This is a genomic window from Shewanella youngdeokensis, from assembly GCF_033180165.1.
In the GTDB taxonomy this organism is placed as follows: Bacteria; Pseudomonadota; Gammaproteobacteria; order Enterobacterales; family Shewanellaceae; genus Shewanella; species Shewanella youngdeokensis.
This window is the reverse complement of the sequence record NZ_CP136522.1, coordinates 4,212,107-4,224,220: the sequence shown is the minus strand read 5'-3', so window position 1 is coordinate 4,224,220 and position 12,114 is coordinate 4,212,107. Positions and strand designations below refer to the sequence as shown.

The 12,114-nt window shown below is 44.1% G+C and carries 8 protein-coding genes; all 8 read left to right on the top strand.

Annotation, left to right across the window (positions count from 1 at the left end; translation table 11 throughout):
- Positions 1-150 precede the first annotated feature (150 nt).
- Complete coding sequence (secE, locus tag RGE70_RS18020; protein WP_310472785.1) at positions 151-522, top strand: preprotein translocase subunit SecE; 372 nt, start codon at positions 151-153, stop codon at positions 520-522.
- A 9-nt stretch (positions 523-531) separates the two neighbouring features.
- Complete coding sequence (gene nusG / locus RGE70_RS18015; protein ID WP_310472784.1) at positions 532-1,083, top strand: transcription termination/antitermination protein NusG; 552 nt, start codon at positions 532-534, stop codon at positions 1,081-1,083.
- A gap of 126 nt (positions 1,084-1,209) precedes the next feature.
- The gene (gene rplK / locus RGE70_RS18010; protein ID WP_310472783.1) at positions 1,210-1,638 is read left to right on the top strand and encodes a 50S ribosomal protein L11; all 429 of its coding nucleotides are present in this window, start codon (positions 1,210-1,212) and stop codon (positions 1,636-1,638) included.
- A gap of 4 nt (positions 1,639-1,642) precedes the next feature.
- Positions 1,643-2,344, top strand: coding sequence for a 50S ribosomal protein L1 (rplA, locus tag RGE70_RS18005; protein WP_310472782.1), 702 nt, complete (start codon positions 1,643-1,645; stop codon positions 2,342-2,344).
- 265 nt (positions 2,345-2,609) lie between these two features.
- The gene (gene rplJ / locus RGE70_RS18000; protein ID WP_310472781.1) at positions 2,610-3,107 is read left to right on the top strand and encodes a 50S ribosomal protein L10; all 498 of its coding nucleotides are present in this window, start codon (positions 2,610-2,612) and stop codon (positions 3,105-3,107) included.
- A gap of 56 nt (positions 3,108-3,163) precedes the next feature.
- Positions 3,164-3,529, top strand: a complete 366-nt coding sequence (rplL, locus tag RGE70_RS17995; RefSeq protein ID WP_310472780.1) for a 50S ribosomal protein L7/L12 — start codon at positions 3,164-3,166, stop codon at positions 3,527-3,529.
- A 240-nt stretch (positions 3,530-3,769) separates the two neighbouring features.
- Positions 3,770-7,801 carry a DNA-directed RNA polymerase subunit beta gene (gene rpoB, locus RGE70_RS17990; protein WP_310472779.1) on the top strand — a complete coding sequence of 1,344 codons (4,032 nt, stop codon included), beginning with the start codon at positions 3,770-3,772 and terminating at the stop codon, positions 7,799-7,801.
- An 80-nt stretch (positions 7,802-7,881) separates the two neighbouring features.
- Positions 7,882-12,096 carry a DNA-directed RNA polymerase subunit beta' gene (gene rpoC, locus RGE70_RS17985; protein ID WP_310472778.1) on the top strand — a complete coding sequence of 1,405 codons (4,215 nt, stop codon included), beginning with the start codon at positions 7,882-7,884 and terminating at the stop codon, positions 12,094-12,096.
- Positions 12,097-12,114: the final 18 nt, after the last annotated feature.

Sequence of the window (12,114 nt, the reverse complement as noted above, 5' to 3'; positions counted from 1 at the left end):
GGCCGATTTTGGACTCGCTGGATATACTTTGGTGAGTGTATTGAGCAGTCGTCAGTTTGGATGAATCATCTGACTGAATTTTCACTGAGCAAAATACTATTGAATTAGTATTGATTTGTCTCAGATCGTAGTGAGTAACGGAATTAACCGATGACAACAAATACTGAAAGCCAGGGTAACTCTCTGGATATCGTAAAGTGGGGCCTAGTCGCAATCTTGTTGGCTGCTGCTATTATTGGCAATCATTATTTCGCTGAAGCAAGTGTCGTGGTACGCGCTTTAGGCGTTGTAGTTGCTTTTGCTATTGCTGGTTTTATTGCGTCACAAACGGAAAAAGGCAAGCAGGCGATACTGTTTGCTCGTGAATCTCAGATTGAAGTTCGTAAAGTGGTTTGGCCTACGCGTCAAGAAGCACTTAATACTACTTTTATTGTATTAGCTGCGACAGCCGTTTTAGGCCTAGTCCTTTGGGGCTTGGACGCGGTATTGCTTAGAATTGTTAATTTTATTACAGGCGTATAGGCATCTCGAATGACTGAAGCAACTGAAGCTAAAAAAAGATGGTATGTAGTACAAGCGTTTTCCGGCTATGAAGGTCGTGTTTGTAAGACGTTGAATGAGCATATCCAAATGCACGGCATGGAACACTATTTCGGCGAGGTACTTGTACCTACAGAAGAAGTAGTAGAAATGCGTGCTGGCCAACGCCGTAAAAGTGAACGTAAATTCTTCCCTGGTTATGTATTAGTCCAGATGGAAATGAATGATGAAAGCTGGCACTTAGTGAAGAGCATTCCTCGTGTAATGGGCTTCATCGGTGGTACATCTGATCGCCCAGCACCGATCTCTGATAAAGAAGCGGATGCAATACTTCAACGCCTACAAGAAACGACTGAGTCTCCAACTCATCGCGTTATGTTTGAAGCTGGTGAAGTTGTTCGTGTTACTGACGGCCCGTTCGCTGACTTTAACGGAACAGTTGAAGAAGTCGATTATGAGAAGAACCGCGTTAAGGTGTCTGTTATGATCTTCGGTCGTTCAACACCTGTAGAACTGGACTTTAGTCAGATCGAAAAGAGCTGATTAAATAAAGCACAGAAATTGATTGGAAATGGGTGTGAATTTATATATAATTCGCACCCATATTTTTCGGGGAGCCTTTCAGCATAGTGTTGATGGCGTTTGAACCCAAACTTGAGGAAATGTCTCATGGCAAAGAAAGTTGATGGTTACATCAAACTACAAGTCGCAGCCGGTGCTGCAAACCCGTCGCCACCAGTAGGCCCAGCATTGGGTCAGAAAGGTGTTAACATCATGGAATTCTGTAAAGCATTCAACGCTCGTACTGATAAGTTCGACAAAGGTATGCCAATTCCAGTAGTTATCACTGTTTACACTGATCGCTCTTTCACTTTCGAAACTAAGACGCCACCTGCATCTTTCCTACTGCTTAAAGCAGCTGGTCTGAAATCAGGTTCAGGTCGTCCTAACACTGATAAAGTGGGAACTATCAAGCGTAGCGCTGTCCAGGAAATTGCTGAGACTAAAGCCGCTGATATGACTGGTGCTGATATTGAAGCGATGACTCGCTCAATTGAAGGTACTGCGCGTTCAATGGGTTTGGTAGTAGAGGACTAATATAATGGCAAAGCTAACTAAACGCGCTCGTTTGATCCGCGAAAAAGTTGAAGTGACTAAAAACTACGACATCAATGAAGCTGTTGCACTACTAAAAGAGCTAGCTACTGCTAAGTTCGTTGAAAGTGTTGACGTAGCTGTAAACCTTGGTGTTGATCCACGTAAATCTGACCAAAACGTTCGTGGCGCAACTGTGTTACCACACGGTACTGGTCGTGAAGTACGTGTAGCTGTGTTCACTCAAGGCGCTAACGCTGAAGCTGCTACTGCAGCTGGTGCTGAGCTAGTCGGTATGGACGAGCTTGCTGCACAAGTTAAAGCTGGCGAAATGAACTTTGACGTAGTTATCGCATCTCCAGATGCAATGCGCGTTGTTGGTCAGTTAGGTCAAATCCTAGGCCCACGTGGTCTTATGCCTAACCCTAAAACTGGTACTGTAACGCCAAACGTTGCACAAGCAGTTAAGAACGCTAAAGCTGGACAAATTCGCTATCGTAACGATAAGAACGGCATCATCCACACTACTATCGGTAAAGTGGATTTTGAAACCGCTCAACTTAAAGAAAACTTAGAAGCTCTACTTGCTGCTCTTAAAAAAGCCAAGCCTGCTGCTGCTAAAGGTGTTTTCCTTAAGAAAGTAAGCATCTCTACCACTATGGGTGCAGGTGTTGCTGTTGACCAGAGTACTCTGGACGATGTTAAGTAAATTTACAAAGCTCGCGCGTTAGTCTATAATGCGCGCACTTTGTAGGGTTGGGGCTATAATTTAATTTTAAATAATTAAAAAGTAGTCTCCGTCCAAGACCGTAGGTGTTGGTTGTTAACTAACTTAATTTCCTACGTAGACGGTGTCGAACCCCAGATAGATTTAATCTGCTGGATTTTTTCGCGCCGTAAGTCGCTAAGCACCCATGGTGCTTAGCATGGTAATTGCTAGGGATTTCCCTAGATAGAATCCAGGAGTAAAGCCAATGGCATTAGGACTCGAAGACAAAAAAGCGATTGTTGCTGAAGTCGCCGAAGCTGCCAAAGGTGCTTTATCTGCAGTTGTAGCCGATTCACGCGGTGTTACTGTAGGTGATATGACCGGTCTTCGTAAAGCAGCTCGTGAAGCTGGTGTATACGTAAAAGTTGTACGTAATACACTAGTTAAACGCGCTGTCGCTGGTACTGATTTTGAGTGCCTAAGCGATACGTTCACTGGTCCTACTTTGATTGCATTCTCTAATGAGCACCCAGGTGCAGCAGCGCGTCTTCTTAAAGATTTCGCGAAGTCACAAGAGAAGTTTGAAATCAAAGCAGCAGCCTTTGAAGGGGAATTCATCCCTGCAGATAATATTGATCGTTTAGCAACACTACCAACATACGAAGAAGCACTAGCTCAGTTCATGATGACTCTAAAAGAAGCATCTGCAGGCAAGTTCGTTCGTACATTGGCCGCACTACGCGATCAGAAAGAAGCAGCTTAATAATTTTATTAGCCGCTTAATTAAATTGAATTCAGTACAATTAGGAATTTTTTGTTATGTCTATCACAAAAGACCAAATCTTAGAAGCTCTTGCAGAAATGTCTGTAATGGAAGTTGTTGAACTAATCGAAGCAATGGAAGAAAAGTTCGGCGTATCTGCTGCTGCTGCTGTTGTTTCTGGTGGTGGCGAAGCTGCTGCTGCTGAAGAGAAAACAGAATTTGACGTAATTCTTACCTCTTTCGGTGACAACAAAGTTAAAGTAATTAAAGCTCTACGTGGCGCAACTGGTCTAGGCCTTAAAGAAGCTAAAGCTATGGCTGAAGCTGCTCCAACTCCAGTTAAAGAAGCTATCAGCAAAGAAGAAGCTGAAACTCTTAAAACTGAACTTGAAGCATCAGGTGCTTCAGTAGAAGTTAAGTAAGTTATACTCTAACTTACAACCACCCGATTAGTCGGGCGGAGGCTGGCGGTTTTTTAACCGTCGGCCTTTTTTGCGCTGTAAGCGCAGGCGATTTTTTATTCACCGTTTATCGCCAGATTTCGCAGTTCCTAACAGAGATTACTGGTTGGGTTCTTGCTTTCAACGGTGATGGGCAAACGCGCTGTTTCAATCATATCGATTGTTTCAGTCTTGGTCACATCTCGCAATCAGAGGAAACCCATGGTTTACTCCTATTCTGAAAAGAAGCGTATTCGCAAAGACTTCGGTAAACGTCCACGAGTTTTGGACATCCCTTACCTACTGTCAATCCAGTTGGACTCTTTTAAGAAGTTCACCGATCAAGATCCTACAGGTGAGCGTGGTTTTGAAGCTGCTTTCCGTAGCGTTTTTCCCATCAAGAGCTTTTCTGGTAACTCAGAGCTGCAATATGTCAGCTACAAACTGGGTGAGCCTGTCTTTGATGTGAAAGAGTGTCAAATCCGCGGTATTACATATTCTGCTCCATTGCGCGTTAAATTGCGTATGGTGCTGTATGACCGTGAAGCTGCACCTGGCACAGTAAAGGATATTAAAGAACAAGAAGTCTACATGGGGGATATCCCTCTAATGACTGAAAACGGTACCTTTGTTATCAATGGTACTGAGCGTGTAATTGTATCTCAGCTGCACCGTAGCCCGGGCGTATTCTTTGATCATGACCGTGGTAAAACCCACTCTTCAGGTAAGGTGCTTTATAATGCACGTATTATTCCTTACCGTGGTTCTTGGTTAGACTTTGAATTCGATCCTAAAGATGCATTGTTTGTTCGTATTGACCGCCGTCGTAAATTGGCTGCAACGATCATTCTTCGCGCGCTAGATTATTCAACTCAAGATATTCTTGATCTGTTCTTCAAACGCGTAAACTTTAAGATTAAAAACGATTCATTAGTTATGGATCTCGTTGCTGATCGCTTACGTGGTGAAACAGCAAGTTACGATATTAAAGTTGCAGACGGCACTATTCTTGTTGAAAAAGGACGTCGCATTACTGCACGTCATATTCGTCAACTTGAAAAGACTAATACGACTGAGCTTGAAGTACCTGTTGAGTACATCGTTGGTAAGATTTCTGGTCAAGACTACATTGATCCAGATACCGGTGAAGTATTGGTTTCAGCTAACGCTGAAATTGGTCTAGAAGACCTTGCTAAACTTTCACTTGCTGGCATTAAAGAAGTAAGCACACTGTATATTAATGAACTTGATAACGGTGCTTATATTTCTGACACTTTACGTATTGATTCAACAACGAACCGCTTAGAAGCGCTTGTTGAAATCTACCGTATGATGCGCCCAGGCGAGCCACCAACCAAAGATGCTGCAGAAGCGTTATTTAATAACCTTTTCTTCAGCGAAGAACGCTATGACCTTTCTAAAGTTGGTCGTATGAAGTTCAATCGTCGTCTTAGCATTGATGATGACGAAGGTACGGGTATCCTCTCTAAAGAAGATATCGTTGCCGTGATGAAAAACATCATCGCTATCCGTAACGGATTTGACGAAGTTGATGACATCGATCACCTAGGTAACCGTCGTATCCGTAGTGTTGGTGAAATGGCTGAAAACCAATTCCGTGTAGGTCTAGTTCGTGTTGAACGTGCCGTACGTGAGCGTTTGAGCCTTGGTGATCTGAATGAGCTTATGCCTCAGGATTTGATCAACGCAAAACCAATTTCTGCTGCTGTTAAAGAATTCTTTGGTTCTTCACAGCTTTCACAATTCATGGATCAAAACAACCCGCTATCAGAAGTGACGCATAAGCGTCGTATTTCTGCGCTTGGCCCAGGTGGTTTGACTCGTGAACGTGCTGGTTTCGAAGTTCGAGACGTACATCCGACGCACTACGGTCGTCTATGTCCTATTGAAACTCCGGAAGGTCCAAACATTGGTTTGATCAACTCGTTGTCAACCTTTGCTCGCACCAATAGCTATGGCTTCCTTGAAACACCTTACCGTAAGGTAATCGATGGTGTAGTAACTGACGAAGTAGATTACTTGTCAGCTATTGAAGAAGGTCGTTACGTTATTGCACAGGCTATCGTTGAGTTAGACGAAAATGGCCGCATGATGGATGAGCTTATCGCTTGTCGTCATAAAGGTGATTCAACCTTTATGGGTGCAGCTGATATCCAATATATGGATGTATCACCACAGCAGATTATTTCTGTTGCGGCATCGCTAATTCCGTTCTTAGAACACGATGATGCTAACCGTGCATTGATGGGTGCGAACATGCAACGTCAAGCCGTGCCAACACTAAAAGCTGATAAGCCATTAGTCGGTACTGGTATTGAGCGTAACCTTGCAGTTGACTCTGGTGTTGTTGTTGTTGCTAAGCGTGGTGGTTATATTGACTACGTAGATGCAAGCCGCATTGTTGTAAAAGTTAACGAATCTGAGCTACACCCTGGTGAAGCTGGTATCGATATCTACAACTTGACTAAATACACTCGTTCTAACCAGAACACGTGTATTAACCAACGTCCTTGTTGTTCTATGGGTGATCCAGTTGTTACTGGTGATGTTCTTGCTGATGGCCCTTCTACCGATTTAGGTGACTTGGCTCTTGGTCAGAACATGCGTATCGCATTTATGCCTTGGAATGGTTACAACTTTGAGGATTCAATCCTTATCTCTGAGCGTGTGGCTATGGAAGATCGTTTCACGACAATCCATATCCAAGAGCTATCTTGTATCGCTCGTGATACTAAGCTAGGTAGCGAAGAGATCACAGCTGATATTCCAAACGTTGGTGAGTCTGCGCTTTCTAAGCTGGATGAATCAGGTATCGTTTATATCGGTGCTGAAGTTAAGGGTGGCGACATCCTAGTTGGTAAAGTGACACCTAAGGGTGAAACACAGCTAACTCCAGAAGAGAAACTCCTCCGAGCTATTTTCGGCGAAAAAGCTTCTGACGTTAAAGACAGTTCATTACGTGTACCTAACTCTGTTAAAGGTACTATCATCGACGTACAAGTATTTACTCGTGACGGTGTTGATAAAGATAAGCGTGCTGTTGAGATTGAAGAGCTACAAATCGCGGAAGCGAAGAAGGATTTGACTGAAGAGTTCCAAATTCTTGAAGAAGGTGTTCTTGGTCGTGCACGCAACCTATTGTTGGCTGCTGGTTTCGATGAAGAACAACTTACAGCTATTCCACGCTCACAATTGTTGGTTCAGGCCATCGATGATGAAGCTAAGCAAACTGAGCTAGAGCAACTAGCTGAGCAAGCGGAAGAGCTAAAAGCTGATTTCGATAAGAAATTTGAAGTCAAGCGTCGTAAGATCACTCAAGGTGATGATTTAGCACCAGGTGTACTGAAAATTGTTAAGGTTTACCTTGCAGTTAAACGTACGATCCAACCAGGTGATAAGATGGCGGGTCGTCATGGTAACAAAGGTGTAATCTCTAAGATTTGCCCTGTTGAAGACATGCCTTACGATGAAAAAGGTAACCCAGTGGATATCGTATTGAACCCACTAGGTGTACCTTCACGTATGAACATCGGTCAAGTACTTGAAGTTCATATGGGTGCTGCAGCTAAAGGTATCGGTAACCGTATTACTGAAATGCTTGAAGAGCAGCGCGAATTGGCAGAATTACGCGGTTACATCAAAGAAGTATATGAATTAGGTGACGAAGTGCAGCAGCGCGTTGATATCGATTCATTCACTGATGATGAAATCCTGCGTCTTGCTAAAAACCTTAAAGGTGGTGTACCAACAGCTACACCTGCGTTTGATGGTGCCAAAGAGAAAGAGATCAAGCAGATGCTTGCTCTTGCAGGTCTACCGACATCAGGTCAGCTAACGCTTTGTGATGGTCGTACTGGTAACGAATTTGAGCGTCAAGTAACAGTTGGTTACATGTACATGCTCAAGCTTAACCACTTGGTTGACGATAAGATGCACGCCCGTTCTACTGGTTCGTACAGTCTTGTTACTCAGCAACCATTGGGTGGTAAAGCACAGTTCGGTGGTCAGCGTTTTGGTGAGATGGAAGTATGGGCACTTGAAGCTTACGGTGCTGCATATACCCTTCAGGAAATGCTAACCGTTAAGTCAGATGATGTGAACGGTCGTACTCAGATGTATAAAAACATCGTCGACGGTAACTATCAGATGCAACCAGGTATGCCTGAATCTTTCAACGTATTGTTGAAAGAGATCCGTTCGCTCGGTATCAACATTGAGTTGGATACCAAGTAAAACTGGTTCCCGCCTCTATTTGGCAAAATCGGTGCTCTGCATTAGCAGGGCACCCGATTTAACTCCTTCAGGAGAGAAACGTGAAAGACTTATTAAAGTTTCTGAAACAGCAAAGCAAGACTGAAGAATTCGATGGAATCAAGATTGGCCTTGCGTCACCTGATTTGATCCGTTCTTGGTCTTTTGGTGAAGTTAAGAAGCCAGAAACCATTAACTACCGTACATTCAAGCCTGAACGTGAAGGTTTGTTCTGTGCGCGTATTTTTGGTCCGGTAAAAGATTACGAATGTTTATGCGGTAAGTATAAACGTCTTAAGCACCGTGGTGTGATCTGTGAAAAGTGTGGCGTTGAAGTTACACAGACTAAAGTACGTCGTGAGCGTATGGGTCACATCGATCTAGCAAGCCCAGTAGCACACATTTGGTTCTTGAAGTCACTTCCGTCTCGTATCGGTTTGATGCTGGATATGACTCTTCGTGATATTGAGCGCGTACTTTACTTCGAATCTTTCGTTGTTATTGAGCCTGGTATGACCAGCCTCGAACGTGGTCAAATGCTAACAGAAGAAACATATCTGGATGCATTAGAAGAGTACGGTGATGAATTCGAAGCTAAGATGGGTGCAGAAGCAGTTTTAGAGTTGCTACGCGCTATTGAGCTTGAGAAAGAAATTGAAATGATGCGTGAAGAATTGCCATCAATCAATTCTGAGACTCGTCGTAAGAAGATCACTAAGCGTCTTAAGCTTGTTGAGGCATTCTTCCAATCAGGTAACAAGCCTGAGTGGATGATCCTTAAAGTTTTACCAGTTCTGCCACCTGATCTTCGTCCTCTAGTACCACTAGACGGCGGACGCTTTGCTACGTCTGATTTGAACGACCTTTACCGTCGTGTAATTAACCGTAACAACCGTTTAAAGCGCCTGTTAGATCTAGCTGCTCCAGATATCATCGTACGTAACGAAAAACGTATGCTGCAAGAATCTGTCGATGCGCTATTAGATAACGGTCGTCGTGGTCGTGCTATTACGGGTTCTAACAAGCGTCCGCTTAAATCTTTGGCTGATATGATCAAAGGTAAGCAAGGTCGTTTCCGTCAGAACTTGCTAGGTAAGCGTGTTGATTACTCTGGTCGTTCGGTTATTACCGTAGGTCCAACACTCCGCTTACATCAGTGTGGTCTTCCTAAGAAGATGGCACTTGAGCTATTTAAGCCATTCATCTATGGCAAGCTAGAAGGTCGTGGCTTAGCGACAACCATCAAAGCTGCTAAAAAGATGGTTGAGCGTGAAGTACCAGAAGTTTGGGATGTTCTAGACGATGTAATTCGCGAACACCCAGTGATGCTTAACCGTGCGCCAACACTGCACAGACTAGGTATCCAGGCATTTGAGCCAGTACTAATCGAAGGTAAAGCTATTCAGCTTCACCCATTGGTTTGTGCGGCATACAACGCCGATTTCGATGGTGACCAAATGGCTGTTCACGTGCCGCTAACGCTGGAAGCTCAGCTAGAAGCACGTTCACTAATGATGTCTACCAACAACATTCTATCACCTGCGAACGGTGAGCCGGTAATTACACCGTCACAAGATGTTGTATTGGGTCTTTACTACACGAGTCGTGAGTGCGTTAACGGCAAGGGTGAAGGCATGGCATTTACCGATGTTGCTGAAGTTGAAAAAGCTTATCGCACCGGTTTTGTTGAATTGCATGCTCGCGTTAAGGTTCGTATTACTGAAACCAAGACTAACGAAGTAGGCGAGAAGGTTAAGACTCGTCGTATCGTTGATACAACCGTTGGTCGTGCATTGCTTTCAACTATTTTGCCTAAAGGTTTGTCTTATGATCTGGTTAACCAGAACATGGGTAAAAAGCAGATCTCTAAGCTATTGAACACTTGTTACCGTCAACTAGGTCTTAAAGATACCGTTATCTTTGCTGACCAATTGATGTACACCGGTTTCCATTTTGCAACTGTGTCTGGTGCCTCTGTAGGTATCAACGACATGGTTATTCCAGATGAGAAATACACACTTGTTGCTGACGCTGAAGCGGAAGTTCTTGAAATTCAAGAGCAGTTCCAATCAGGTCTTGTAACTGCTGGTGAGCGTTACAACAAAGTGATCGATATCTGGGCAAGCGCGAACGAGAAAGTCTCTAAAGCGATGATGGATAACTTGTCTACTGAGACCGTTATTAACCGTGACGGCGTAGAAGAAAAACAAGAATCTTTCAACAGCATCTACATGATGGCCGATTCTGGCGCTCGTGGTAGTGCCGCACAGATTCGTCAGCTAGCAGGTATGCGTGGTTTGATGGCTAAGCCGGATGGCTCAATCATCGAAACTCCTATTACCGCTAACTTCCGTGAAGGTCTAAACGTATCTCAATACTTTATTTCTACTCACGGTGCGCGTAAAGGTCTTGCGGATACGGCATTGAAAACAGCTAACTCTGGTTACTTGACTCGTCGTTTAGTTGACGTTGCACAAGATTTGGTTGTTATCGAAGAAGACTGTGGAACGTTTGAAGGTCTAACAATGAAACCGCTTATTGAAGGTGGTGATGTTGTTGAGCCGTTACGTGAACGTGTTCTAGGTCGTGTTGTTGCTCAAGATGTATTTAAGCCAGGTACTGAAGAAGTACTTGTGCCACGTAATACGCTTCTTGATGAAACTTGGTGTGACATCGTCGAAGATAACTCTATCGATGAAATGATTGTTCGCTCAGTGATTAGCTGTGATACAGACTTCGGTGTGTGTGCTGCGTGTTACGGTCGTGATTTGGCTCGTGGCCATATCATTAACCAAGGTGAAGCAATCGGTGTAGTAGCAGCTCAGTCAATTGGTGAGCCAGGTACACAGCTTACGATGCGTACGTTCCACATTGGTGGTGCAGCATCACGTGCGTCAGCAGAGAACAACGTTCAGGTTAAGAACGCAGGTACTCTCAAGCTACACAACGCGAAGTATGTAACCAACGTTGAAGGTAAATTGGTCATCATATCTCGTTCTTCAGAACTAGCCATCATTGATGAGTTAGGTCGTGAGAAAGAGCGTTATAAAGTACCGTACGGTACTATTCTAGAAAAACTAGAAGATGCACAAGTTGCTTCGGGCGATATCATCGCTAACTGGGATCCACATACTCACCCTATTATCACTGAAGTGATGGGTAGTACTAAGTTCGTTGATATGATTGAAGGTGTCACTATGACACGTCAAACAGACGAACTAACAGGTCTATCATCTATCGTAGTATTAGATGTTGCACAACGTCCTACTGCCGGTAAAGAGATGCGTCCTATGATCCGTCTAGTTGCTGCTGATGGCGGCGACTTGAAGATCCCTGGTACTGAAGTACCAGCGCAATACTTCTTGCCTGGCAACGCGATTGTGAACCTTGACGATAACGCACCAATTAACGTTGGTGATGCATTAGCTCGTATTCCTCAAGAATCATCTAAAACTCGTGATATTACCGGTGGTCTGCCACGCGTAGCCGACTTGTTTGAAGCGCGTAAGCCAAAAGAGCCAGCCATTCTTGCTGAAATTTCGGGAACAATCTCGTTCGGTAAAGAAACCAAAGGTAAGCGTCGTCTAGTGATTACTCCTGCTGAAGGTGGTGATCATTACGAAGAGATGATCCCTAAATGGCGTAACCTTAACGTGTTCGAAGGTGAAAAAGTCGAACGTGGTGAAGTTATTGCTGATGGTCCAGAAGCTGCTCACGATATTTTACGTCTACGTGGTATCCACAATGTGGCTAACTACATCGTAAATGAAGTACAAGACGTTTACCGTCTACAAGGCGTTAAAATTAACGATAAGCACATTGAGGTGATTATTCGCCAGATGCTGCGTAAGTGTGAAATTACCGATGCCGGTGACAGTAACTTCTTGGCGGGTGAACAAGCTGAAGTATCACGTGTGAAGATCGCTAACCGCGAACTAGAAGCACAAGGTAAGCAGTTAGTAACATTCGAACGTGAGCTTCTTGGTATTACCAAGGCGTCTCTTGCTACTGAATCGTTTATCTCTGCCGCATCGTTCCAGGAGACCACTCGTGTTCTTACTGAAGCTGCTGTTGGTGGTAAGAAAGATAAACTACGCGGTCTTAAAGAGAACGTAATTGTGGGTCGTCTGATCCCTGCTGGTACTGGTTACTCATACCATCAGAAGCGTGCAGCAGAAGCAGCTAAACCTGAATCTACAGAAGCACCAACAATTAGCGCAAGCGAAGCTGAGCAGAACCTTGCTGATCTACTAAACTTAGCTGGAAGTGCTGATTAATTTCGCGCTAAAAGTTAC